Source organism: Anabaena sp. UHCC 0187 (genome assembly GCF_009712035.1).
Lineage (GTDB): Bacteria > Cyanobacteriota > Cyanobacteriia > Cyanobacteriales > Nostocaceae > Dolichospermum.
On the sequence record NZ_VILB01000003.1, the window covers coordinates 42,737 to 66,902 of the forward strand.

General features: G+C 37.9%; 24 protein-coding genes and 1 pseudogene. 6 read left to right on the forward strand and 19 right to left on the reverse strand.

What is annotated here, in order from left to right; genetic code table 11:
* Window positions 1-174: 174 nt before the first annotated feature.
* From FJR11_RS02735 to FJR11_RS02770, 8 genes are all read right to left on the reverse strand, one after another.
* On the reverse strand, window positions 175-393 hold the full coding sequence (locus FJR11_RS02735; protein WP_168502371.1) for a type II toxin-antitoxin system HicB family antitoxin: 219 nt from the start codon (window positions 391-393) through the stop codon (window positions 175-177).
* A 67-nt stretch (window positions 394-460) separates the two neighbouring features.
* Window positions 461-1,177 carry a hypothetical protein gene (locus FJR11_RS02740; RefSeq protein WP_168502200.1) on the reverse strand — a complete coding sequence of 239 codons (717 nt, stop codon included), beginning with the start codon at window positions 1,175-1,177 and terminating at the stop codon, window positions 461-463.
* Window positions 1,178-1,322: 145 nt separating this feature from the next.
* Entirely contained in the window at window positions 1,323-2,258 is a 936-nt protein-coding gene (locus FJR11_RS02745) for a nucleotidyl transferase AbiEii/AbiGii toxin family protein (RefSeq protein ID WP_254444668.1), read from the reverse strand.
* Window positions 2,242-2,655, reverse strand: coding sequence for a DUF6088 family protein (locus FJR11_RS02750; RefSeq protein ID WP_168502201.1), 414 nt, complete (start codon window positions 2,653-2,655; stop codon window positions 2,242-2,244). The genes FJR11_RS02745 and FJR11_RS02750 overlap by 17 nt, the downstream gene beginning before the upstream one ends.
* Before the next feature lie 49 nt (window positions 2,656-2,704).
* The gene (locus FJR11_RS02755) at window positions 2,705-2,992 is read right to left on the reverse strand and encodes a hypothetical protein (protein WP_168502202.1); all 288 of its coding nucleotides are present in this window, start codon (window positions 2,990-2,992) and stop codon (window positions 2,705-2,707) included.
* A 39-nt stretch (window positions 2,993-3,031) separates the two neighbouring features.
* Window positions 3,032-3,445 (reverse strand): chorismate mutase, encoded by a 414-nt coding sequence (aroH, locus tag FJR11_RS02760; protein WP_168502203.1) that lies wholly within the window; start codon window positions 3,443-3,445, stop codon window positions 3,032-3,034.
* A 72-nt stretch (window positions 3,446-3,517) separates the two neighbouring features.
* Complete coding sequence (gene sppA / locus FJR11_RS02765) at window positions 3,518-4,339, reverse strand: signal peptide peptidase SppA (protein ID WP_168502204.1); 822 nt, start codon at window positions 4,337-4,339, stop codon at window positions 3,518-3,520.
* A gap of 643 nt (window positions 4,340-4,982) precedes the next feature.
* Window positions 4,983-5,279, reverse strand: coding sequence for a hypothetical protein (locus FJR11_RS02770; protein WP_168502205.1), 297 nt, complete (start codon window positions 5,277-5,279; stop codon window positions 4,983-4,985).
* 340 nt (window positions 5,280-5,619) lie between these two features.
* Here FJR11_RS02770 and FJR11_RS02775 point away from each other — a divergent pair, with 340 nt between their 5' ends.
* From FJR11_RS02775 to plsY, 5 genes are all read left to right on the forward strand, one after another.
* Window positions 5,620-6,882 (forward strand): glycosyltransferase family 4 protein, encoded by a 1,263-nt coding sequence (locus FJR11_RS02775; protein ID WP_168502206.1) that lies wholly within the window; start codon window positions 5,620-5,622, stop codon window positions 6,880-6,882.
* 215 nt (window positions 6,883-7,097) lie between these two features.
* Window positions 7,098-7,883, forward strand: a complete 786-nt coding sequence (locus tag FJR11_RS02780) for an MlaE family lipid ABC transporter permease subunit (RefSeq protein ID WP_168502207.1) — start codon at window positions 7,098-7,100, stop codon at window positions 7,881-7,883.
* A gap of 58 nt (window positions 7,884-7,941) precedes the next feature.
* Window positions 7,942-8,331, forward strand: coding sequence for a DUF3119 family protein (locus tag FJR11_RS02785; RefSeq protein ID WP_168502208.1), 390 nt, complete (start codon window positions 7,942-7,944; stop codon window positions 8,329-8,331).
* Window positions 8,332-8,403: 72 nt separating this feature from the next.
* Window positions 8,404-9,579 (forward strand): DUF3086 domain-containing protein, encoded by a 1,176-nt coding sequence (locus tag FJR11_RS02790; protein WP_168502209.1) that lies wholly within the window; start codon window positions 8,404-8,406, stop codon window positions 9,577-9,579.
* A 72-nt stretch (window positions 9,580-9,651) separates the two neighbouring features.
* A complete protein-coding gene (gene plsY, locus FJR11_RS02795) occupies window positions 9,652-10,326 on the forward strand; it encodes a glycerol-3-phosphate 1-O-acyltransferase PlsY (RefSeq protein ID WP_168502210.1) in 675 nt (224 codons plus the stop codon).
* A gap of 104 nt (window positions 10,327-10,430) precedes the next feature.
* Here plsY and FJR11_RS02800 read toward each other — a convergent pair whose 3' ends face one another.
* From FJR11_RS02800 to chlP, 8 genes and pseudogenes are all read right to left on the reverse strand, one after another.
* Window positions 10,431-13,478 carry a type I restriction endonuclease subunit R gene (locus tag FJR11_RS02800; RefSeq protein ID WP_168502211.1) on the reverse strand — a complete coding sequence of 1,016 codons (3,048 nt, stop codon included), beginning with the start codon at window positions 13,476-13,478 and terminating at the stop codon, window positions 10,431-10,433.
* Window positions 13,479-13,482: 4 nt separating this feature from the next.
* Window positions 13,483-13,893: a type II toxin-antitoxin system VapC family toxin gene (locus FJR11_RS02805; protein WP_168502212.1), complete on the reverse strand. Its 411-nt coding sequence runs from the start codon at window positions 13,891-13,893 to the stop codon at window positions 13,483-13,485.
* A gap of 2 nt (window positions 13,894-13,895) precedes the next feature.
* Window positions 13,896-14,135, reverse strand: coding sequence for an antitoxin (locus tag FJR11_RS02810; RefSeq protein WP_168502213.1), 240 nt, complete (start codon window positions 14,133-14,135; stop codon window positions 13,896-13,898).
* A 35-nt stretch (window positions 14,136-14,170) separates the two neighbouring features.
* Entirely contained in the window at window positions 14,171-15,514 is a 1,344-nt protein-coding gene (locus FJR11_RS02815; protein ID WP_371417443.1) for a restriction endonuclease subunit S, read from the reverse strand.
* Window positions 15,511-15,930 carry a type II toxin-antitoxin system VapC family toxin gene (locus FJR11_RS02820; protein WP_168502215.1) on the reverse strand — a complete coding sequence of 140 codons (420 nt, stop codon included), beginning with the start codon at window positions 15,928-15,930 and terminating at the stop codon, window positions 15,511-15,513. Before FJR11_RS02820 ends, FJR11_RS02815 begins: the two co-directional genes overlap by 4 nt.
* On the reverse strand, window positions 15,923-16,240 hold the full coding sequence (locus tag FJR11_RS02825) for a hypothetical protein (RefSeq protein WP_168502216.1): 318 nt from the start codon (window positions 16,238-16,240) through the stop codon (window positions 15,923-15,925). The genes FJR11_RS02820 and FJR11_RS02825 overlap by 8 nt, the downstream gene beginning before the upstream one ends.
* Window positions 16,241-16,280: 40 nt before the next feature.
* Window positions 16,281-17,744 (reverse strand): annotated as a pseudogene (locus tag FJR11_RS02830) (class I SAM-dependent DNA methyltransferase); the annotation flags it as partial.
* Between the two features lie 174 nt (window positions 17,745-17,918).
* Window positions 17,919-19,139 carry a geranylgeranyl reductase gene (gene chlP, locus FJR11_RS02835; protein ID WP_168502217.1) on the reverse strand — a complete coding sequence of 407 codons (1,221 nt, stop codon included), beginning with the start codon at window positions 19,137-19,139 and terminating at the stop codon, window positions 17,919-17,921.
* Between the two features lie 190 nt (window positions 19,140-19,329).
* Between chlP and yidD the strand changes: the two genes are divergently transcribed.
* Complete coding sequence (yidD, locus tag FJR11_RS02840; RefSeq protein WP_168502218.1) at window positions 19,330-19,848, forward strand: membrane protein insertion efficiency factor YidD; 519 nt, start codon at window positions 19,330-19,332, stop codon at window positions 19,846-19,848.
* A 172-nt stretch (window positions 19,849-20,020) separates the two neighbouring features.
* On the opposite strand, the gene FJR11_RS02845 is transcribed toward yidD, so the two are convergent.
* The 3 genes from FJR11_RS02845 to FJR11_RS02855 are packed head-to-tail and all read right to left on the reverse strand — an operon-like array spanning window position 20,021 to window position 24,054.
* Entirely contained in the window at window positions 20,021-20,812 is a 792-nt protein-coding gene (locus FJR11_RS02845) for an SDR family oxidoreductase (protein ID WP_168502219.1), read from the reverse strand.
* A gap of 57 nt (window positions 20,813-20,869) precedes the next feature.
* The gene (locus tag FJR11_RS02850; protein WP_168502220.1) at window positions 20,870-22,384 is read right to left on the reverse strand and encodes a thioester reductase domain-containing protein; all 1,515 of its coding nucleotides are present in this window, start codon (window positions 22,382-22,384) and stop codon (window positions 20,870-20,872) included.
* A gap of 2 nt (window positions 22,385-22,386) precedes the next feature.
* Window positions 22,387-24,054, reverse strand: coding sequence for a PfaD family polyunsaturated fatty acid/polyketide biosynthesis protein (locus FJR11_RS02855; protein WP_168502221.1), 1,668 nt, complete (start codon window positions 24,052-24,054; stop codon window positions 22,387-22,389).
* Between the last annotated feature and the right edge of the window lie 112 nt (window positions 24,055-24,166).

A 24,166-nucleotide genomic window follows, 5' to 3' on the forward strand; every position in this document is an offset into this window, starting at 1 on the left:
CTGTAACCAAGGATCGCCCGATTTTATATTTCAGGCAACCACATTGGGTATAATATATTAAGCATTGACTTGGTATTATGCAGTAATTATACGCAATAATATGATTTAATCAACCCAAAAATTAGGTCAGAAAACCCAACCAGCATTGTTGGGTTATTTTATTTCAATTCTTCCCTATGCTGCATTACAAACTGTTGCTTCTGGAAGTGCATCACCCGCAGATTCATAAGCAATAATGAGAGAGTCTAAGGCTTCTATTCCATTCGTTACTGCTAACTCGTAAGTATCTCCATGAGTGCGCCATTTTTGTCCTGGAAAATCCGGAAATCCTACTAAGAAGCAATTATCTTCCTCAGACCACTGGATAATCATTTGGTACTTGAGTTTACTTATCATTCAAAAAATGCCTAGTCTAAATTTTTGAGACTGCACTTGCACTAGATGATATCGTCTAGCATTATTATGCTTGATTTTCCAAATTTGCAAGTTTGTAACTCAAAATTTCGGCAGATTTTTCCATCATTTGTACCCGAAGATCACAAGATTTCCAATCAGTCCATTTCTCATCCTTAATTTTGATAGTAGTATCTTCTTTAACACCAAAGACTAAGCCCTCTTCCGCAAATGCTAGGGCCTTTGATTCTTGTCCATCTCCCAAATGATAATCACAAAGAACATGATTATCATTCCAAATGAAGTTTCTCTTTTCTAAATCTTCACGTTCCCAGCTTAACTTCGCCTTTTTCTCTACTTGCGCTTTGTAATGCCTAGCAGTAAAATCAATTATGTCGAATTTTTCTTTGCCATCTTTTATTGATACAGGTCCAACAATCCAACAATGGTAGTCGTTTATATTGTTATCAATGTCCCCACTATAACGAAGCCATGCTAATTGCTGAGTTTTATCCTTATAAGGCCTTAGTGCAAAAAATCCTGCTTTCAGAGTATAATCAGATTCTGTATCATTAAATCTTTGCTGATAAAATTTTTTACAAACTTCAACACCTAAAGCAGCGTAGTAAAAACATGATCCTTCCAAGTTATCTGTATAACCTGCATAACCAGAGTCTTCAAGTCCTTTGAGTTCATCACGAAACTCGCATAACGTTTCATGGACAGTTTCAGCAATTGCCTTTTTTTCTGGACAGCTAATTACCTGATTGTTTAAGTGTGTCATTTTTCAAGATTAATAAAGAACAAGTGCGAGCGCCCAATTTTGTAGTTTAGGCACAGGCTGTTAAATATACAAATTATATTGCTATTGATATACAGTAATATTACATAATAATAATTTTCAAAAAAATCAATGTGATTTAGGGATACTAGACTGATTCAATGCTGCTAATTATACCACGAGCAGTATCTAAAGCTTGATTGAAAGAGGGACGCTCATCCTCTGAGGCATAGGACATACCATTAACAAATAGATCATATTCATTAGCATAGATTGGATCTGATTCCAGGTATTGCAGCATTTGTTGCAACCGCTGTTTTGGTGGAATTTCTGAAAGATTAATTCCTTTAGCGCGTTGTGCATCTTGCTCCAATAGACTAATAACTAGATTAGGAAAATCTTTGTAATCTGCTATAAAATCTGCCAAAGCGGTTAAATCATGTAAATGGCGGATGATTGTTGGATCATCATTTTCATTTTCACGCTTTCGAGATAACACACGCCAAGTTAAAGCACTAAGTTTATCAGCCGCAGTTTCTATAGGTGAAACACAAGCTATCATGGGAACTTCTGGTTTCCCTTTCTTTGTAGCTTGAGCAATAAAAGATTGTAGAGGTTTTTCTTGGACTTGGAAGGGTAAAATTGGTGGCTTAAATGTGATTTCCAGCTTGATATGAGGACGTAAAGCTACTGCTGGCTGGAAATTTTGCTGATAAGCAATTTTACAAATAAAAAATTGTCCTTCGTTTCTACTTTTACATTCCTCATCTGGAAGTGACCAATCAGAACTAGCTTTGCGTATTGTATCAACTAGCAGATGGCGATAATTTCGGCATTCTTTCCGATCAAAACCTGTTGACGGCAGAATTACCTTGAAATCTAGGTCTTCTGAAAACCTTTGAATTAGCCCAAATCCTTTTGATAAACTCGTTCCCCCAGAAAAAACAAGCCGCATATCAGATTTGATGGTAATCATGGCGGCAATTATCCGCATTGCATACCAGTCTTTTTCAACAAAAGAAGCATCAACACCGAGATCAGCGGCAATAAGTTCTACAGTCTTGAGATTAAGTCGCGTATTCAAAGGTTATATATTTTCCTGCATAGCCAATTTTGCGTTTCACACGCCCTTTCACCCCAACTACACGCCCTGTGGGGACTTGGGTTGTCCGTCCCTCATTATAAGCTTGATCATAACTGGAGGGAACTACTTCCATGTTGAGTTTTTTTAACGCCTCAATGGCTAAATCACGTAAACTCTTACGAGGTATGATGCGATTTGATAAGGGTGAGATAGCTGCTTTGGCATACAAACCATAGCCAATTTTAATAAGTTTGCCTTTTTTCTCCAGCATACGCAAACTACGGCCAACTTGGTCATAATTAGCGATATCTTCAAAGTCTTTACGCACAAACACTTCACGTTTGCTGCGGGTAATACGGCACGCAATCCGATCTTGCACACTTTTAGGCTTTTTCATTGCGTCCTTTAGTTAGAAAACTTTGCAAAAATAGGACTTTTTTATTTTATCAAATATCCGTCCCTAAACTCTGAGCATAAATCACTTCAATATTGCTCCCAAATTCCAACTTATCTAAGGATTCTGTAAAAAATACAAAACCCTTATATGCCGTCACATACTTATATATTTTCGTAAAATAACCTTCACTGGTGACAATGACAAGCGGCTCTTCACCTTTGGTGAGAATATTCAAAAAAGCGTCTAATTTCACACATACACCAGTACCCCGATGAGTGAAAATACTCCCACCAATAGCAGCAGGTTGAGCAGCCGCGTCACCACTGTAATAGCTCATTTGGCGCTAACTTTTAATTATGTTATTGACCTGCTAATTTTAAACTTTCGTCTCCACTACCTGCTGTGAAGTTTGTAACGTTTGGGGTAAACTCCAATCGGGACGCAGTTTAGCTGCTTGACGTAAATAAACGTGGTGAATTGGCGTAGAAGTTGGTAAATTGGCGTGAATGAGAAAGCGAATGCAGCGCGGTAAACTGCCTTCAACGTGCATTTGTTGGACATCTAACATAGCTACACTATCCCACAAAGGACGACTGCGAGCGATCGCCGCTGGGAAGATAGCATCTAAATCTTTTGTCACGGAAAAAGTCACACTAATCATATCGTCCGGTTGGAGTTGATTTCTTTGCTCCAATTCATCTAATAATTCTGTCACTGAATCTCGAATTGCTTCGACGGTGTTTTCTGCAACGGTTGTTGCACCACGAATTGCTCGCATTTGCCATTCCACTACCAAAATTCTCCTTTTGTATTTATCAGTTGTCAGTTGCCAGTTGTCAGTTGACCACTGACTACTAACTTTTTATGGACGATATAACCACATGGGTAAACCACTTGTAGATACTTCAAATTCTAGCCAATTGATTCCCGCACCAATAACCGATTTAGCTTGACGACTTCCTGGGAGAACACGACTCAAAAATGGTTTCCGTTCTTCTAGCGTATAGCAAAGAGTTTTCTCAGGATCAAGTCCTACTAATTCCGCTGTCCACCGTCGTGCATCTTCTTCTGTTCCTAAGCGGTCTACAACGCCTAATTCTAAGGCTTGCTGTCCGGTAAAAATCCTGCCGTCAGCAAAGCTTTTTACCTTTTCTACAGTTAGTGAACGAGCTTCTGCTACCGTTTGCACAAATTGTTGATAGCTACAATCAATCAAGTCTTGCAGAATAGTTTCTTCTGGTGCTGTTAGTTGCCGATCAAAAGCTAATATATCTTTGTACGGTCCGGACTTAATGACTTTAAAAGAAACGCCAATTTTTTCCAGCAGCACTTCTAAGTTGTTTCCTCGCAAAATCACCCCAATACTGCCTGTAATCGTCCCTGGATTCGCCATGATATGTTCTGCCCCCATACCAATATAAACGCCACCAGAGGCGGAAATATTGCCAAAACTGGCGACAATTTTGGTTTTTTTAGCCAATCTCTTCAGTGCGCTGTATATTTCTTGGGAATCTCCCACTGTCCCCCCAGGACTATCAATGCGTAGCAGTAAAGCGGGAAATTTACCTTCTTCTACGGTTTTTATGGCTTCTAGGACGTGCTTACGGGTTGCACCAGCGATGGCACCGCTAACTTCAATCCGCGCAATTTGTTTCCGAAAGTTGGGCTTAAATGGCCAAATCATGGGCAATCAAATAACTTTTTAATCTTTGTGAATATCCTTAATATAGAACCCCCAGCGTGAAGCTAACAGACTTTACCTTTAATCTCATTGAGAATTAGGGATTGAAAAGGGGACAGGAAGCAACAATTTTTTTTTTGAATTGTTTTGTCCTCTCCTTCCTCTAAATAAAAGTTAGCAGCTAGACCACTCTGGAAAAGCTTTAGGAAATTTTTAGATTTTATGTGTAGTTTTATTTGGTATCTTTAAGGAACAAGAGCCAAGTATTGAAAAATATTCGCTGTTACTAAATATAGACATCTAAATCTATTGTGTTGTACCGCTGCACTACACAAGCATTAGCTAGACCACTATGGAAAAGCTTTAGGAAATTTTTAGATTTTATGTGTAGTTTTATTTGGTATCTTTAAGGAACAAAAGCCAAGTATTGAAAAATATTTGCTGTTACTAAATATAGACATCTAAATCTATTGTGTTGTACCGCTGCACTACACAAGCATTTGGGAAAATAACGACATTAAAAAATAGAAGTCTCTAGCACAGAGTCAATAGCTTTGATCAAAATTAGCTATAGTTCACCATTAGCAAAATTACTTGTTTTGTGATTGTCTAACTCATCAACGCTGGTTCGGTGCGTTGCGAAATATTAAGCGTCAGTGCGGAGAATTTGATAGCGGTAATAAACGTAGATATCAAACAACGCCCCAACAAAGCCGCAAGTCGAACTAATTATAAATAGACCGTTGAGGGAATTACCACTGCCGAAAGTGGCGAGAAAATGGAGAATTTGGCTAGAGACATCGGAAATCATCCCTTGTAGCCCAGGAACATAACTAAAAAGTGATAAAACCAACAACAAACCACCAACTAGGAACACAGGGACAAGAAAACTAAAAATGGTGGTCAGGACTAAAGATCGGAAAAAGTTACTAAAAATAGTCATTTTGAGACCGGGATAGTGGGTAACTTGAGAGATCGAGAAAAATTTATCTGCCACTTTCTACAATACTGGCGATCGCTCTCAAACATTCATTTCGTCAAGAATCTTAAGTTTTCATTAAATTGCACGGGTAATAGTTATCCCAAGTGCATTAGCTATTTTTGATGTTTCAAATCTGTAAAACCGTGAAATAATCAGGGTTTACATCTCAGTGTGCAGTTTACTAGAAGTAAAAACACTGTGAAAACCCGCTTAATTTTATGAGACTAGTCGTAAACTAAGTTAATAATTTGATGGAAAAGTAAGACGCTGACATGGACGCATAGCTGCTAGTACCAAAGATATGAAAAACGCTTCTACAAATACTCAACGGATTTTATTTTTACATCCCAACTTTCCGGCTCAATTTCGCCACCTGGCTACCGCTTTAGGCCAAAATAGTCATTATCAAGTTGTATTTGGTACTAATCGCCAAGAAGGAACGATACCCGGTGTATTTAAGGCTATTTACGAACCTTCCCGTCAAGCTGCCGCAGCCACTCATCATTATGTTCGCAATTTAGAAAATGCCGTGATCACAGGACAAGCTGTATATCGCATGGCCGAACAACTGAAAGCACAGGGTTTTGTCCCAGATATAATTTATGGTCATTCTGGTTGGGGTCCAACATTATTTATGAAAGAAATTTTCCCCAAAGCTGAATTATTGTGTTTCTTTGAATGGTTTTATCATGCCCGCGGGTCTGATGCTGATTTTGACCCCACTGAACCTCTAAATGCAGATGACCAATGCCGCATTCGTGTAAAAAATGCTCCAATTTTAATAGATTTATACAATTGCGATCGCGGTCTTGCTCCCACTAATTGGCAGCGGCAACAATTCCCCCCAGAATATCATAGTAAAATTACTGTCTGCCACGATGGGATTGATACTAACTTTTTTAAACCAAATCCCGGAGCTAAATTAGTTTTACCCCGGATTAATCTTGATCTTTCTCATGTAGAAGAATTGGTAACTTATGTAGGCAGGGGAATGGAACCTTATCGGGGTTTTCCCCAATTTATGGAAGCAGTAGCATTAATTCAACAAAGACGACCTCATACTCATATTGTAGTTGTAGGAGAAGATAGAGTTGCCTATGGGAAAACTCTCCCCGATGGCAAAACTTATAAACAATTAATGTTAGAAAAGTTAGATTTGGATCTATCTAGATTGCACTTTACCGGTGGATTACCTTACCATGAATATCTGCAAGTATTACAAGCTTCCTCAGCCCATATTTACTTAACCTATCCCTTTGTTTTATCCTGGTCAATGTTAGAAGCAATGGCCGCTGGATGTTTGTTAATAGCTTCTCATACTCCACCAGTGTTAGAAGTAATTAAAGATGGTAAAAATGGACTGCTGGTAGATTTCTTTTCTCCCCAGGAAATCGCTCGAAGAATAGATGAAGCCTTAGATAATTCCGCAGATATGCTCTCTATTCGTACCAAAGCGCGAAAAACAATTATCCAGAATTATGACTTAGAAACTCTTTTACCACAGCATTTAAATTGGTTATTAGGTAAGAAAACCGCTGTTAGAACTCATGGTTTTGCTAAGTAATGTGATTAACACCGTACTCCCAGAAAATAAAACTCATGCAGCGAAGCTGACCGAAGCGATCGCTTTTTGGTAGAATTCAGGTATTTACTATTACCCATTTTATAGATAAAGACCCTGAGTGTTAAAAATTATTGTAGGGTTATAGCAATGCTATGACCTAAGCAGATTTAAATTTTTATGTAAATGTTAATTCTATCCCCCCCGTCAGGTGAACAATGACCAAATCCAGTTTAGGAACATGGAGTCAGCGATTGCTGGCCGCGATATTTTTAGGTGGACAAGTCCTATTTCACCTCCTTCAAGGTAAAATTCACCGCCGTAACACCCTAGAACAATTAGCAATAGTGGGACCTGACTCCTTCTTTATTGCCTTATTAACAGCCATATTTGTGGGTGCAGTATTTACAATTCAGGTAGCACGGGAGTTCATCAACTTTGGGGCAGGAAACCTCGTTGGTGGCGTTTTAGCAGTAGCATTGACGAGAGAACTTACCCCCGTATTGACAGCAGTAGTTTTAGCGGGACGGGTAGGTTCGGCTTTTGCGGCAGAAATTGGCACAATGAAAGTCACAGAACAAATAGATGCTCTGTTAATGTTAAAAACAGATCCTATTGATTATCTAGTGATTCCCCGGCTCTTGGCTTGCTTTATTATGCTGCCAATTTTAACTTTGCTATCCTTAATTACAGGAATGTCTGGAGGATTGCTTATAGCTACCCGGATTTACAACCTTTCAGATACAGTATTTTTAGACTCAGCGCGGGACTTTCTCGATATGTGGGATATTGGCAGCGCCATGATTAAAGCCTGTTGCTTTGGCGTATTAATCGCCATTATCGGCTGTAGTTGGGGCTTAACCACTACTGGAGGTGCTAAAGGTGTGGGACAATCAACCACAACTGCTGTTGTCACTGCCTTATTAGTTATATTTATTAGTAACTTCTTTCTATCTTGGGTAATGTTTCAGGGTCCAGGTAGTGGAGTTTCACCAGGACAGTGATTTAAAGGCAAGAGACAAAAGAGAGTAATTAGGAATTATAGAAGTAGGAGAAAAGATTTTGACAAGTTCATTCATACCTAATGCCACATCAACAATAGAATTAAAACCAAGTTACAATATTCCGGTTGTCTTAGTGCTGGGTGCTATTCCCATACTGTTGATACAACCTTGGGTAGGAGGCATATTAACGCTATTGGGTTTGTTTTTGATGTTGCAAGCTGTAACACTGCGGTTTCAATTTACCGCTACCGATTTTGATCTTTACAGAGGAGAAAAGTTAATTAAGCGTTTTCCTTACCAAGAATGGCAAAACTGGCGGATATTCTGGAATCCGGTGCCCATTTTGTTCTATTTTAAAGAAGTTAACAGTATTCACTTTTTGCCAATTTTATTTGACCCCAAAACCTTGAAATCTTGTTTAGAAGAACGTTGTCCCCGGATTGATTAGGTTTGGTAGCTGGTTGATTGTATATTTTGGGAAAGATGTTTTTTGTATCATGGAAAATTTAGATTAATATTTATGAACCCAGAGGAATCTCAAACTCCAGAACCAATAGATGAATGGTTGGCACAAATAGAAGTGCAACCCCCTACAGATGAATTATCAGAAACCCCATCTGCTGATTTAGAATTAGAAACTGAGGCATCTGGTGAATTGGTAACGTCATTAACCACAGAAACAACAGCATTAGAAGCGGAAGATTCACTATATACACAAGCTGCGGAAAGAGTAATCCAATTACAGCAAAGATCAGCAGACCTAAATGCAGAAATTGCTCAATTGGAAATTATATACAAAACCCTTCAGACCCAAGTAAGTGTAACTCAAAGCGCACTTTCACAAGTTGTTCAAGACTCATTATTACAGTTAGAACAACGCAAACAAACTTTACAAATTTCTGTCGAACAACTCGAACGCCGTCAAGAACGGATTCGCAATGAAATGCGGACTACCTTTGCGGGGACATCTCAAGATATAGCAATTCGGGTACAGGGTTTTAAGGACTATCTCACAGGCAGTTTACAGGATTTGGCATCAGCAGCGGAACAAATGCAACTTGTCCAACCTGTGAGAGAACGGGAAAAACCACCACAGCGAGACGCAAAACCTGTTAAAGAACAATTAGAAACCCCACAACTTGGACAACAGCAGTTTCAGGATACTACTAAAAAAATCCGCCGCTTGCTTGACCAATACCGCAATCAACCAGATTATTATGGCCCACCCTGGCAGTTACGCCGGACTTTTGAACCAATTCACGCGGAAAAAATATCAAATTGGTTATTTACTTTAGGTGGACGCGGTGCTTTGCGGACAATGGGTAGCCGCTTACAAAATATTTTAATTGCTTCGTCGGCAATTTCGATATTACATCAACTATATGGGGACAGGGTGCGAACTCTAATTTTAGCAAATACACCAGAACGTTTAGGTGAATGGAGACGGGGTTTACAAGATTGTTTAGGTATCGGTCGTCCTGATTTTGGACCAGATAGAGGGGTGGTATTATTTGAAGCCGCAACAGCTTTAGCCCAGAAGGCAGAAAGATTAGTTAAAGCTAATCAAATGCCTTTAATTATTGTTGATGATTCTGAGGAACAAATCAATTTGGCTTTGCTACAATTCCCTCTCTGGTTAGCTTTTGCCCCTGATCCAAAAACTATGAAAGATCGGAATTTTGATGATGATTTTTAATTGGCCATTAGTCATTGGTCATTGGCAAAACAACTAACAACGGACAACTAACAACGGACAACTGACAAATTTATGTGGTTAAGTTTGTGTGGAGTGGTGGTTTTATTAGCTTACCTATTTGGTTCTTTTCCAACTGGATATCTGGCAGGTAAGCTATTAAAAGGAATTGATATTCGGGAAGTTGGTTCTGGTTCAACTGGTGCAACTAATGTTTTAAGAACTTTGGGTAAAGTTCCTGGGGCATTCGTGTTATTTATTGATGCTTTAAAGGGTGGATTAGCAATAAATTTAGTTTATGCTTTAGGCAATATTGCTTCTAGTCAGAACTTAATTCCACCAACTGTAAATATTGAAGTTTGGCAACCTTATTTAGTCACTTTAGCTGGGTTAGCTGCCCTTTTAGGACATAGTAAATCCATCTTTCTCGGCTTTACTGGTGGTAAATCTGTGGCTAGTGGTGTGGGGATTTTGTTAGCTATTAGTTGGCAAGTAGGTTTATCAACCTTGGGGGTTTTTGCGTTAGTAATTGCTATTTCGAGAATTGTGTCTTTAAGTTCTATTGCTGGGGCTGTGGCTGTTTCTATTTTAATGGTAATTTTCCAGCAACCTTTAGCCTATATTCTGCTTGGTTTTGCTGGTGGTTTATATGTAATTATCCGTCACCGCACTAATATTGAGCGATTAATTGCGGGGACAGAACCGAAAATTGGGCAAAAGGTAGAAACACCAACAGAACAAACTAGTTAAATAATCAATAGATATCTCCACAAAAGCAGAGACGTTCCATGTAACGTCTCTACAAGGGTTTTAGGAAACGCATATTTAGTTTTCACCAGATGTCTAATACCTTTTCAGTTGCTATTTCCGTTTTCGTTTATATTTCGGTGCAAGGCTTCATAAATACTAGCAAGTAATTTTTCAAATACAACACTCCTAAATTCTTCATTATTCATTACTTCCATAAAGATTTTTTCGTTGCCTTCCATACGGTCAATAAAGAGGTTTTCTAGATGTTTATCTAGGACAGGGGCAAAGTTTTCTTTGGTGTTGACTTGGGCAGCTTGTTTAATGGAATTATTAGTAATTGCTGTTTCGGTAATTTGTTCAAAAAACAGTTGGTCTGCTAGGGTAAAATCTGTGCCAAATCTTTCATTTAGGGAGTCAATTAGTTGAGATAGGGGAATTTCTTGATCTGGCTGACGAGTTCCCACTGCGGTAGCACCTGATAATGGTTCGGCTTGACCATCATTGAGATCAATTTTTCCGGCACTGATTTTTTCTAAACGATAAAATTTTAGTTCTATATCCCCAGATAAATCTACTTTTGGTGTTTCAATACTGCGGGGTAATTTCTTTAGCAGAAAACGTCCGTAAGCATAGAGTTTTTCTAAGTCTGAATCTTGATAAGGAAGAATCTGTGCTAGGAATAGATAAAGGTTGCGAAAGCTGGTAAGTTGCTTTTTAAAGTCTTCTTTGTCTGCGTCTTTTAGTTTTTGATAACGGTCAATTATTGGATCTAGTAAGGTATTTAATTTTTTATGTTCGCTGCCAGTTAGAGAGGTTTTCGGACGAAACCAAATTTCACACCATTGGGTTATATCTTCTTTGCTGAAAAATTGCCATTCATAAAGTTTATAAAATAGCTCATTAAGTAGTTGTGGATCTGCGGTTTCACCAATGGAGGTTTCTTCATAGTAGTATTTGAAGGCTTTGTAAATGTCCTCTGGTTTGTTGACAAAATCCAGTACAAAGGTGTCGTCTTTCCCTGTGGTGGTCCGGTTGAGGCGAGATAAAGTTTGCACGGCTTGAACTCCATCTAGCCTTTTATCTACAAACATGGTATGTAATAAAGGTTGGTCAAATCCGGTTTGAAATTTATTAGCAACTAACAATACTTGATAAGCATCGCTGTCAAATTTTTCGGGAATTTCTGATGTTTTGATGCCGTTCATATTGGCTTCTGTAAAGGGTTGATCTGGAAATTCATCGAGGGTAATAGAACCAGAAAAAGCCACTAGAGATTTGATATCGCTATAACCTTTTTTCTGAATATATTTATCAAACTCAAGCTTATATTTAACGGCGTGTTCACGGGAACGGGTAACAACCATTGCTTTAGCCCTACCACCAATTTTATGACGGGTGTGGGTGCGAAAATGTTCGATGATAATTTCTACTTTTTCGGCGATGTTATGGGGATGACTTTCAATAAATTTAACTATGGCTTTAGCTGTTTGCCGACGGGGTAAATTGGGGTCATCTGCTGAGGTGCGAACTAATTCATAATATCGTTGATAGCAGGTGTAATTGGCTAAAACGTCTTTAATATAATTTTCTTCAATTGCTTGACGCATGGTGTAAAGATGGAAGGGAGATTCACCATTTTCTCCCGGTTCATCAAATACGAGTAAGGTTTTATATTTGGGAGTAGCGGTAAAGGCGAAATAACTCAGGTTTGGTTGTTTAGTGCGGGTAAGTTGGGCTTTTAATAGTTGTTGTTTAGCCTCGTCACTAAGATCCTCTTCTTCTTCATCTTCTAAAAGTTGAGCCGCAATTGCCGATTCAATCCCGTCTTGATTGAGAATTTTCCGCAGTTCTGTAGCGGTTTCTCCTGTTTGAGAACTATGGGCTTCATCAACTATGATGGCAAAGCGTTTATTTTTGGTATTAATATTGATAGTTTTCCCTTTTTTCTCCAGAGTTTCAATAGCTTTGGTAATAAAGGGGAATTTTTGAATAGTAGAAATTATAATGGGAACTCCATCATTTAAAGCGGTGGCTAATTGTTGGGTATTTTCATCTATTTTCTGGACAACTCCGGCTTTATGTTCAAATTGATAAATAGTGTTTTGCAGTTGTTGATCTAATACGGTTCTATCTGTAATCACGACAACGGTATGAAAGATTTTTTCGTTTTGGTTGTCGTGGAGATTTGCTAAACGATGGGCTAACCAAGCGATAGAATTAGATTTTCCTGAACCTGCGGAATGTTGAATTAAATAATTATGTCCGGCTTTATTTTCTTGAGTATGGTTAATAAGTTTACGCACCACATTAAGTTGATGGTAACGGGGGAAAATTAGGGTTTCTTTTTTCTGGTATTTAATGCCTGTATCTGTGGTAATTTTGGTTTCTTTAATTTCGATGTGGAGGAAACGCGCCAAAATATCTAATAGGCTATCTTTTTGTAAAACTTCTAACCATAAGTAACTTGTCCGATATTCTTCATTGTCACCAATGGGATTACCAGCACCGTGATTATGTCCTTTATTGAAGGGGAGAAAATGGGTACTTTCTCCGGCTAGTTTGGTGGTCATCCAAACTTCTTCTGTATCTACGGCGAAATGGACTAAGCACCGTTGTTTAAAGGTAAATAGGGGATCTTTGGCATCTCTATGGTTTTTATATTGATGAATGGCGTTGTGGTAAGTTTGCTCAGTTAGAGGGTTTTTTAGTTCGATGGTTGCTATGGGTAAACCGTTGAGACTAAGGAGAATATCAGGGATTTTTCCGGTTTTGATAGTGACTTGACGGGTTACAGTGAGGCGATTTTTTTGGTACTGTTCTAATGTTTCCGGGTTCATGCCGGTGTTAGGTTGGAAATAGGCTATTTTAAAGGTTTTACCATAACATTTGAAGCCGTTACGGAGGACATCTAGCATCCCCCGGCTTTTGAGTTCTTTGGTGAGGCTATCTATGATGATTTTTTGGGCATCTGTGGGGCTGGTTTTGGCTAATTGTTGCCATTGTTTAGGTTGAGTTTGTTGGATGAAATTAATGATTTCTGTGGGGAAAAGGGCTGTTTCTGGGTCGTAGTTTTTGGCGTTACCTTGTTCGTAGCCACTGAATTGCAGGAGTTCTTTTTCAATAATGTTTTCAAATTCTTGTTCTTTGTGCATATTGTTAATTGGGGTTGAGCCAGTTTTCTACTTTTAAATTAGGAATGCGAGAAAATTCACGGACATTGGCGGTAACAACAGTTAGATTTAATGTCAACGCATGGACAGCAATTAATAAGTCATTACTACCAATGGGAGTTCCTTGACGTTCTAAATGTGTACGAATTGTGGCATAATTATGATCTATATCTGCCATTAATGGTAATACAGGAATCATGCTAAAAGCTAGTTCAATTCGTTGTTTTAATCGGAATGAATTGCTTTTTTCTGCGCCAAATCGTAATTCACAAGCTACAATAATACTGGTACAAATTTTTTCTTCACCCACATTTTTAATTTGAGAAAAAATTCTCCCTGTTGGGTGTTTGACAAAATCAGAGAGTATATTGGTGTCGAGCAAGTATGAATAAGACATTTTTACAATTCAATATCATCTAAGGGTAATAATCCTTCATCAACATTGGGGAAATCTTCTTCTATGTCATCTAAGGTGGAAAAGGTTTCTAGGAGAGATTTTTTCTTATAGGGTTCTATAATTAGTTTTCCATTATCTTCTCTGATAATTACTTCTGTTGTTGATAGAGTTAATTCTGGAGGGATGGTTAAGGTTTGGGTGTTTCCTGTTTGAATAAGTTTGATGTGATATTCTGTACTCATTGTGATTATCCTTTTTAGGGTTGTGTTTTCTGGGGTTAGGGAATATCAACTTGGCTTACATCTATTTTACCTGTGACGGCGTTGGTAATTAGGGAGGTGCGATATTCTTTTAATAGTTCTATAGCTTGTTTGATTTTGGCTTTTTGTATGTCAATTTGGGTTGTTTTTTGATCTAAATATTCGGCAATTTGTTTTTGTTCAGAGTGTACGGGACAGATAATTTTTAAATTACTTAGTTCATTCAGATTAAATGTATTATTGACTCCTGCTTTTGAAACCATAAAAAATCCAGTTATTCTCAAGCCATTTAACATATATTGAAAATATCTAGAACAGAATTGAGACATATTGAATCTTATTCTAAGTAAGAACGAAACATTAGTCCATTCACCATCTAAATCAAAATAAGCTGTTTTACCTAAATGTGATGAACTTCCATTTCGCCAATTAAATAATAAATCGCCCTTTTGGAGAATAAGTCCTACTTTTTCAAAGTCACTAAGTTCACAAAAACCATATTCATCTACTAATAAATTTCCATCTCGTGTAACATTGGGAAGAGAAAGTAAATTAATACCTTCAGTAAGACTTCGATCTATTTCACCTCCCACACCATAAGAAATATCTGCAACTCTTTTTACATGACGTACATCCCAATGTTCAGGAATATTACCCAGCCACTCAATACCAGAATCTTTCATTGGTACGCTTGAATTTAGTCCTTTGGTGACAGCGTGACTGATGAGGGCGGTGCGTTTTTCGTCGAGTTTTTCAATGAGGGTTTCTTTCTTTTTGATGAGTTCGTCTATTTGTTTGGTTTTATAGTCGAGAAATTGAGCGATCTTTTCTTGTTCATTTAGTGGAGGAATTGTAATAAATAGATTACTATATTTTTCAGCACTAATATTTTGTATTGTTGCTTGTATAAAAATACTTTTAACCCAATCCCAATAAAGTTTTGATTGAAGGAATTTATAAATAAAATCACTATTATTTTGACCAGAAACACGCGCACGAATTAAGTATCCTGCATAAGCAGCCTTACCCCAAGATTTACGATAAATAAAAGTTTTCCCGACTGTTGCACCACTACGAGCTAATAAAATATCACTTTCTTCTAAAATATAATCTTTTGCAATTTCTTCAGGTAAAGAACGAAAAGTATCATCTCTTAAATTTCCATCGTCTTTTACATCGGTAATTCTTATGTATCGGGGCAAATTTGGATCATCTATTTCTGCTGCTTCATTTGCACCATATTTAAAAGGTTCAGATAGTAAAAACTTAAACCGTTTAACTTCCCAATGTTCTGGAATATCACCCAGCCACTCAACACCAGAATCTTTATACTTTTGATAACCCTGATAATTACCCATTATTCCCCCTCCCAATCTTCAATTTTTAACCCTTCAGTTCTGCTAAACTCTCTCACATTATGAGTCACTAATATTAAATTATTCGCTAAAGCAATAGCAGCAATTTGGATATCATTTGAACCAATAGGAGTTCCAGTATTTGCTAAATCAGCCCGAATCTTACCATGAATTTCTCCACAAGAATCATCAAAGGGTAAAGATACAAACTGCTGTAAAAATGATTTTTGAATCTTCAAACTTTTTTGAGGGTTATTACTCCTCATAGATCCATAAAATAACTCAGCTTTCACCACAGAACAGACTGCAATTTTATCAACCTCTAGATTGTCAATATAACGATTAATACTAAGGGATCTACCCTTGAGATACATGATACATACATTCGTATCTAGTAAATAAATCAAAGAATTATTACTCATCAAACACCCCAATTAAATCATCATCCATATCATCAGAAATTCCTAGATCATCTTCCTTAAACTCAATATCAGCACAAGCACCATATAAATTAAGTATCCCCTGAGAATGAAGCATATTTTTTTGCTTTAAAAATTCCTGGAAATCAGTCTCAGAAAAAAAGTTGAGCATATCTTTCATCTCATCAAAATTAATCAAGCCATCTTTAAAAGCATCTAATACAAGATTAGCCAAGATTTTTTGGGATAAATTACCCCATTCATCGGGTATTTTATCTGTTAAATTATCTGGTAAATCAATTGTAATTTGCATAATTTGAAAATCTCCTAACTCTATATTTCTATTTTAGTCCTTAAACTATTTCCGCTAACATCGCCATAATATCCGACTCTAACGCCTTAATATCATCCTCAATTACATCCAACGCACGGGGTGGCTGATATACATAAAAATGCCGATTTAAGGGAATTTCATAACCTACCTTAGTCTTATCAAAATCAATCCAAGCATCTGGAACATGGGGTAAAACTTCCTTTTTCAAATACTCCTGACAATGTTCCTTGACTAACTTAACTAACTCATCTGCACTCGTATCCTTGCCATAATCTAAAGGTAAAGGTAAAGCAATATCATCGGGTAAAGGAACAATTTCCGTGTCTCGCAAATTACTATCTGGTTCAGGATTCCCTTTACTATCTCTACAGATTTTCGCTTCTGGATCTGCTGCTCCCAATGCTGATAAAATCGCTTTTTTAACAGGTGCTTTTAAATTTAAACCTGCTTTTTTTAATACCTGATTTAATTCTTTGTCAAACTCATCACGGGACAAGTAAAGTTTATTTGCATCTATTTTCTGCAAAGCCTCAATAATCTGAGTTTGGATATTTTCACCCTCTAAAATTTCTAATTGTTGTACCTTTTCATCTTTGCGCTTTTTAGTGGTAGCTAAATTCTGAAAAGCTGTTTGTTCCCAAAGTAAAGCTAAACGTTCTGGACTAACTTGAAAATTTAACCTTAATGGACGTTCCACCGTAATCTTTAAAAATCCAAATTCCCGATTAGCAAAAATCTTAGAACAAATCGGATTTTCTATTTTGCCATCATTTTTAATTTCACTAATACCATTCTCCTCAAAATTCCCATACAGTCGCACCAGTTCGGTAATATGTTCAGGTGATAATTCATTGCGCTTATTACCTAAACTCTTTTTCATCTTTTGGAAATGGTGAGTACCATCAATAAGCTGCACTTTTCCCTGACGATTTAACCTTTTTTTATTGGTGACTAACCAAATATAAGTAAAAATTCCTGTGTTATAAAACATCTGGTCAGGTAAGGCAATAACCGCATCTAACCAGTCATTTTCAATAATCCAACGGCGGATATTACTTTCCCCACTTCCCGCGTCTCCTGTGAACAATGGAGAACCATTAAAGACAATGGCAATTCGTGAACCATCACCGCCATTTTCTGGAGAGGAGTGCATTTTGGAAATCATGTGTTGGAGAAACAACAATGAACCATCATTAATGCGTGGTAAACCTGCGCCAAATCTGCCATTAAATCCTAAGCTTTCATACTCATCTTTAATAAAATCTTCTTCTGGTTTCCATTCCACTCCAAACGGGGGGTTTGCAAACATATAATGAAATTGTTTATCAGGATGTCCGTCCTGGGGTAAGAAATTATTACTTTTACTTTTGGCGTTTTTAACTCCTAATGTGTCCCCATAAATAATATTGTCAATCGGTTCATCTTTAATCAATAAATCAGAACAACAAATAGCATAGGATTCGGGATTATATTCTTGACCAAATAGCCCTAAATTCGCATAACATTATTAGATACAACACAGAAAAAGTTTCCAATACCCTCTAATAAAAATTGTGTTTACTCTCTGCGTCTCTGCGCCTCTGCGTGCAAAAAAAAATTTATTCACCCAAAAAAAAGAAGCCCAGAAATAAATTTCGGGGCCTCTCATTTCCCATCTTTAGGGTGCAAGGGCGTTACCACGAATTAAGCTACCAAGGGTTTTGGCAGTAATTTTTAATTGAGTGAAGGGATTAGCAGGAACTACAGTTTTATAAAGATAACTATCAAAAGTTAGCTTTTGTACATCCATGTCATCACACATTTCTACAAATGCTTCACGGGTAGCATCGGAACGATAGAAGACGTTTTGGAGAATGTCTAATACTTTGTAGGTGAGTCCGTATTTCCTATCCCAACGCTTCAGGTATACCTTGAGGTCGGCTTCTGTGGGAATCCGCGCCCCACCGTTAGCTGCTTCCACAATGGCTTCAGCGCACATTCTGCCAGATTTAGCCGCAAAGTAAATACCTTCACCAGAGGACTTGGTAACATAACCAGCAGCATCCCCTACCAAGGCAATGCGGCCGACAACGCGACGGGGGCGGGGATGTTCAGGGATGGGGTGTGCCTCTATTTTGATGATTTCACCGCCGGCTAGTTTTTCAGAAGCACGGGTGCGAATACCAGCTTGGAATTGTTTGATTCTGGCTTTGTTGATGTGCATTGTGCCAGTACCTACCGCTACGTGATCATGTTTGGGGAATACCCAAGCGTAGAAGTCGGTAGAAACATCATCGCCAACGTACATTTCGGCGAGGTCGTTGTAATAGTCCATTTTGTCTTGGGGAAGACGAATGCGTTCTTGGAAAGCGATCGCATAATTGTAATCTCCAGCACCCATATCCTTAGCAATGCGGGAATTTGCCCCGTCAGCGCCAACGATTAAGTCTACCTTGAGGGTTTTTGTAACTCCCTGTACCCCTTCTCCTGAATGGTCAACGTAGTGGATTGTATAGGGGTCAGACTTGCCGGTAGGGATATCAACTTTATGAACAGTGGCGTTAATTAAATTTGCCCCTAATTTTGCCGCCCGGTCCCGCAAGAAACCATCTAGCACTTCTCGGCGGCACATTCCTATATATTCATCTTGATTTATCAAATTGATATCAACCTCACGATTAGAGGGAGAAATCATTTTCATCTTCCGCACCCGACGGTCAATAATTTCTGGAGGTAAGTCAAATTCACTCACCATACAGAGGGGAATAGCACCCCCGCAAGGCTTGGCGTAATCTAGCTTGCGCTCAAATAAATAGGTTTCAATTCCAGCTTTAGCTAGTGTTTCAGCAGCGCATGAACCCGCTGGGCCAGAACCAACAACAGCAACCCGTAGTGTCAAAGGTTTTCTCCCAATTATAAATATTTTCCCAAAGTATCCTATCACGGACTTTTGGCGGAATTCCCCCTTGGGCTTCAGGTTTTGCGAGAAATGCAATATTCCTTAACATTTCGACACAAAAACTGTATATTCTATATCTTATGAGTAAATATTAGTCAATGGTAACTAAAATAATAACTAATCATCAAATATGCAAACTTCTGTATTTGATAGTTTTTCCCGCCGTATAAGTATAACAGCTATTACGGGATATCAAAGATACATTTCCCCCCATAAAGGGTTTAGGTGCGCCCACCGTGTGTTACATGGTGGAGAATCTTGTTCTGGGTATGTAAAACGACAAATTACTGAACATGGGTTAAAAGCTGCTTTGATCAAGTCGCAACAAAGATTTATAGCTTGCAAACACGCAAATCAAATTTTGCACGCGCAAATTGAAACCCCCGAATTACCAGAAGAAAACGCAGAAATAGAAGCACAAAATCCTAAAAAAGCACCCATAAAAACTTCTCAAAATTCCTCATTCTTCAATACTAACCAGATTGATTGTGTGGATTTGGGTTGTAATTGTGCTGAATTATTAAATATAGTTCCTGATTGCAGTTTAGCTGATTGTAGCCTTCCTGATTTTGCTGCTGTTGATTGCAGTTCTCTAGATTGTGGTGCTGCTGATTGTAGTTTTTTAGATTGTGGAGGATGTAGTTGGTAAATTTAAAATTAAAAGCAGAAAATTAAAAGTCAATAAATTCCAAAATTTTTAAATTCAAAATTAAGCAGATTTTTCTTCTACTCCCTTTCCAGTCTTTCTTCTTTCTTATTCTGACTCCTGACTCCTAACTGGTCACTGAGCGAAGCCGAAGTGCTAACTCCTGACTCCTAAACTACTTATCTTCCTGCATACTTCTCACAATTTTTGTGACAATTTTCCTAGGAATAAATCTGACACATTTGGACATGAGTTTATTCATAAAACCAGGAATAACAATTGTTTTTCCCTGCATTAGAGCATCATAACCAATTTGGGCTACAGTTTCCGCATCCATCATCTTTTTACCCTTCAGCAGTTTAGAATCTGCCATTCCGGTTCTTTCATGAAATGCGGATGTAGTAGAACCTGGACAAAGAACAGTTACGGTTACACCTGTACCTTCTAATTCATTAGCAATCGCTTCTGAAAAAGATAAAATATAGGCTTTAGTCGCAAAATAAACTGCCATTAAAGGACCTGGTTGAAATGCAGCCGCAGAGGAAACATTTAAGATTTTACCATGACCTTGTTTAACCATTTCTCTGAGAAATAACTTGGTTAAATGAGTCAAACAAACTAAATTTACCTGCAACATTTCCAATTCAGTATTGAGGTTAGTTTCATTAAACAAACCATAAGTACCAAAACCTGCATTATTTACTAAAATATCAACTTTTATGCCTGCTTGTTGTAACTCTGTAAAAATTTCTTCTGGAGATGTGGATATAGATAAATCTTTAACAATAGGCTTGACAAAAATTCCAAACTCTTCTTCAAGTTCAACAGCTATTATTTTAAGTCTTTCTCCCATCCTATCTACCAAGACAAGATTATAATTTTCATGAGCAAAAATCCGGGCGAACTCATAACCAATACCACTAGCTGAACCCGTAATTAAAACAGTTTCTCGACATTTTACGTTCATTTTAAAAAAGTGAGTTTGTATTAATAAAATAGGCACGGATAAACCGTGCCAACACCATTAAGCAAGACTTAAGAACCCAGTTTGCACTAAATAAGATGTGTAAGTCATCAACAATTGAGAATCAATAGGAGGACAAACAATAGAACTGCCTTTGAGTGCTTCTAGAGTTTCTTCACAACTAATAATTGGTCTTCTCGCTTGTAAATACAAATCAGGAATAGTGATTTGTTCATCTGACCAACGTTCTAGTAAAAATGGCCGCAAAGTATATAAAGGATTGTCTTGAGATGTGACATTATTAATTAATTCTGCTTGCCATTCTTCGTAGGGAATCATCTTCAGTGAGAATCCGAAAGAACGTACCCAATCAACTAAAGATTTTAAGGAAGCAGGTTGAGGATGTTGTAAATGGAAAGCCTTACCTACAGATGTTTCTTGTCGAGAAAGATAAACAACTGATTTACTGACATAATCAACAGGAGACATATCTAACATATAATCTACATCAGGGAAAGAACCCATTTGTAGACAACCCTTAATCATCAAATTGATGAAATCATGGGTGTTGCAAATCCCAGTTTTACTATCTCCAGAAATTAACGGAGGTCTGTGAATTGTGATAGGTAATCCTCGACTACCAGCAATTTTTACTAATTTTTCTGCTACCCATTTAGTTTGGGAATAACCGAGGAAAATCCCTTCCCAGTCATGGAAATCATCATCTTCTTTAACTAACTTACCAGCATAGGCAGTTGATTCAAAAACAGCCACACTAGAAACATAATGAACTGGCTTAACTTTAGTTTGACAAGCTAACCGCAAAACTTCCTGTGTACCCAAAACATTCGCTGTTTTTAATGCTGAGTAAGGATAAACATAATTCAGTAAAGCTGCACTATGATAAATAGTATCAATATTAGCCGCTAGACTTTCAAATTGTTCTGCACTAATCCCCAAATGTGGCTGTGCTAAGTCACCAGTAATAGGGATAATTCGGCTACTATATTCATCTTGCCAAATGCCATATTGTTGCAAATTATTTTCTAATTTGCTTTTACCTTCTTCCAAATTACTAGCACGGACTAAGCAATAAAGAGTTGCGTCAGATACTTCTAGTAATTCCTTGATAATGAAAGCGCCTAAATAACCTGTTCCCCCGGTTAAAAAGATATTTTTAGGGTTAGTAACAGAAACAGCAGTACCTATGGGCTGAATAGTGGGGTCGAGGACAGCTTCCGCAGCTAAATCCAGAAGAGGAGGAGCAAAACTAACTGGAGAATTTGTCCCAGAACCTGCATCTTTCACTTGAGAATCATCACTTGATTCTTCTGACAACCGCTGAGAAAGGGCAGCAATGTTAGGATAATGCCAAAGTAAAATAGGAGAGGGTTTAAAACCTAGCAACCCTTCTAACTTACTAATAATCATCATGGCTTGAGCAGAATCCAAACCATAATTTTCTAAGTTTTCGTCAACGTCAATTTCTACGGTTTCAACTCCGACAACTTCCGCAAGATGAGAAACTAGAAATGCTTGAATACTTTCAGCATTATAAGACTGTTTTAAATTCATTTTTACTTCTCCAATGTAGAAGGAATTGGCTGATATTGACTGTAGTAAGTAGGCATTTGCAAACCCTGCATTTTTAAACTGTGGCTGCGGTATAAAAACCCTGCCCCTTTCATAATTTGGTCAGCAACATCAACCACATGACGCTGATTAGGTTCTGACAAATATGAACCACGCACCCAGTCATTAAAGCCACCCATAGCTGGTCCGCACCATATTTGATAATCGACTTCCCGACCTTTTTCACCAGTGCTAGACCAGCGAGAAGATAACCCTAAATACCAGCGAAAGATTACAGCCATTTTCAATTTAGGATTGTTAACTGCTTTACCCAATTTTTCCGGATTCTTTTGGGATAAATAAGCTGCTGCACTTTCCCAAACTTCCGCAAGACTTTTACGGAAAATTTGTTTTTCTAGTTTCTCTTTTTCTGCTAGAGGAATCTGTTCAATAGAGTCGTAAGTGCGGTACAATTCATACAGTTTTTGCGCTCGCATAGGGAACATTGTCCCCCGTTTGAGAACTTGTAATTTGACTCCCATTTCAAACATATCGGCTGCGGGAGCCATTGTCATATCTGCCATTTCTGCTTGTGCTAATAACTTTTTAGTATGTTCACAAGCACCAGATTCCACACAAGATTGATTAATTGAACCCGTGACTATATAAGCAGCACCCATCATAAAACCAGCTAATGCTGATTCTGGTGTACCAATGCCTCCAGCTACTCCGACTCTAATAGGAACTGAGTAATTATATTGCCCTTGAATTTCGTCTCTCAGGGCAATAATTGAAGGTAATAGACATACTAAAGGACGATTATCTGTATGACCACCAGAGTCAGCTTCAACGATAATATCATCAGCCATTGGCACTTGTCTCGCCAAATTGGCTTGCAATTCTGTAATGAGTCCTTGCTCAAGTAATTCCTTGAGAATTCTTTCTGGTGCAGGTTGCAAAAATTTAGTAGCAACTTCCCGACGGGAAATTTTAGCAATTACCTTATTTCTGATATCAATTTGATTAGCTGCATTTAATCTTAACCCCGCAACTCGATAATAAACGATGTTAGGAGTTAAGTCTAAAAATGCTGATGCTTCTACAGTTCTCACACCGTATTTCAAATATAAATCTACAGCCCGACGTTCAATAGCTGGTTCGTTAGGACTGTGAATTAAATTGAAAGCATAGGGACCATTAGGTAATGCTTCTTGAATACGATTAATTGCGGTTTCTAAGCGTTCTGGAAGCAAACCACCTGCACCAAAGGAACTTAAAATTTTCTCTTTTCCCAGAGCAATTACCATTTCTTCGGAAGCAATACCCCCAGCCATTGCTCCGGTCATATAGGCATACTTTACACCATAAGTAGCGAGAAAACTAGGGTCGCCAAGTTGTTGTAATCGTAGGGGAGGGAGTGAAATTAAAAGTTCTGCTTGTCCAAATGAACTATTATCACTAGGTGCTAAATAACCATCATTAGTAGCACCAATTCTCCCTGCTATTTTAATAATATGACAAGGTTGATCTAATGTTAATAGTTTATCTTTGATGGCACTTTTTTCAAAGCTAACACAATCTAATGAACCTTTCCAAATTTGGTTTTGATGATTACAGGTAAAAAAACCTAGTCCATTATCATGTTTATTTAGTACCGTCTCGATTGTTGTCACGGTAGTTATTCCTCAATTTATAAGCGAAGGATGTGAAATGAAGAATTTAGCTCACGCAGAGGCGCAGAGGTACAGAGAAAGAGCGTTGATCTTTTTACATCTCGATGTAATT

What these genes read in the sequence shown, in the direction of transcription:
- FJR11_RS02740 (WP_168502200.1), bottom strand. Translation starts at nt 1,177, where the DNA reads ATGACACACTTAAACAATCAGGTAATTAGCTGTCCAGAAAAAAAGGCA.
- FJR11_RS02750 (WP_168502201.1), bottom strand. Translation starts at nt 2,655, where the DNA reads ATGAAAAAGCCTAAAAGTGTGCAAGATCGGATTGCGTGCCGTATTACC.
- FJR11_RS02755 (WP_168502202.1), bottom strand. Translation starts at nt 2,992, where the DNA reads ATGAGCTATTACAGTGGTGACGCGGCTGCTCAACCTGCTGCTATTGGT.
- sppA (WP_168502204.1), bottom strand. Translation starts at nt 4,339, where the DNA reads ATGATTTGGCCATTTAAGCCCAACTTTCGGAAACAAATTGCGCGGATT.
- FJR11_RS02770 (WP_168502205.1), bottom strand. Translation starts at nt 5,279, where the DNA reads ATGACTATTTTTAGTAACTTTTTCCGATCTTTAGTCCTGACCACCATT.
- FJR11_RS02775 (WP_168502206.1), top strand. Translation starts at nt 5,620, where the DNA reads ATGAAAAACGCTTCTACAAATACTCAACGGATTTTATTTTTACATCCC.
- FJR11_RS02780 (WP_168502207.1), top strand. Translation starts at nt 7,098, where the DNA reads ATGACCAAATCCAGTTTAGGAACATGGAGTCAGCGATTGCTGGCCGCG.
- FJR11_RS02790 (WP_168502209.1), top strand. Translation starts at nt 8,404, where the DNA reads ATGAACCCAGAGGAATCTCAAACTCCAGAACCAATAGATGAATGGTTG.
- plsY (WP_168502210.1), top strand. Translation starts at nt 9,652, where the DNA reads ATGTGGTTAAGTTTGTGTGGAGTGGTGGTTTTATTAGCTTACCTATTT.
- FJR11_RS02800 (WP_168502211.1), bottom strand. Translation starts at nt 13,478, where the DNA reads ATGCACAAAGAACAAGAATTTGAAAACATTATTGAAAAAGAACTCCTG.
- FJR11_RS02805 (WP_168502212.1), bottom strand. Translation starts at nt 13,893, where the DNA reads ATGTCTTATTCATACTTGCTCGACACCAATATACTCTCTGATTTTGTC.
- FJR11_RS02810 (WP_168502213.1), bottom strand. Translation starts at nt 14,135, where the DNA reads ATGAGTACAGAATATCACATCAAACTTATTCAAACAGGAAACACCCAA.
- FJR11_RS02820 (WP_168502215.1), bottom strand. Translation starts at nt 15,930, where the DNA reads ATGAGTAATAATTCTTTGATTTATTTACTAGATACGAATGTATGTATC.
- FJR11_RS02825 (WP_168502216.1), bottom strand. Translation starts at nt 16,240, where the DNA reads ATGCAAATTACAATTGATTTACCAGATAATTTAACAGATAAAATACCC.
- yidD (WP_168502218.1), top strand. Translation starts at nt 19,330, where the DNA reads ATGCAAACTTCTGTATTTGATAGTTTTTCCCGCCGTATAAGTATAACA.
- FJR11_RS02845 (WP_168502219.1), bottom strand. Translation starts at nt 20,812, where the DNA reads ATGAACGTAAAATGTCGAGAAACTGTTTTAATTACGGGTTCAGCTAGT.
- FJR11_RS02850 (WP_168502220.1), bottom strand. Translation starts at nt 22,384, where the DNA reads ATGAATTTAAAACAGTCTTATAATGCTGAAAGTATTCAAGCATTTCTA.